Here is a 381-nt window from a genome sequence, read left to right on the forward strand (position 1 = left end):
GCCGAACACGAAGAGCGTCTGCCCGAATTGGAAGAAGCCCAAGCCACGCTCAATGCCGCCTTCCAAACCCAGCAGGACGAGGCAAACCGCATCCGTCGCGAACTGGCGTTGAAGCAGCAGCAGCTTGCCCATGCCGAACAAACCGTTGCCAAGCACGAAGAGCGCAAAGGTCGTCTGAAACAGGAAAACCAAGCCCTGAACCTGCCCGACGAAGCCGAAACCGCCGCCGCGCAGGAAGCCGCCGTCTTGTTGCAAAGCCAGCAAGAGCATTACGAAGAACAAATCATTGCCGCCGAAGAAGCCTTACACGCCGCCCGCGAAGCGTTTCAGACGGCCTCAAACCGCTTCCAAAGCCTGAAGCAGCAACATATTACCTTGCAG

The 381-nt window shown here is 58.0% G+C and carries 1 pseudogene; it reads left to right on the plus strand.

The window, feature by feature from the left end:
• Positions 1–381, plus strand: a pseudogene (locus tag ACTHS3_RS17200) (chromosome segregation protein SMC); the annotation flags it as partial.

The organism is Neisseria sp. P0009.S007, from assembly GCF_051962515.1.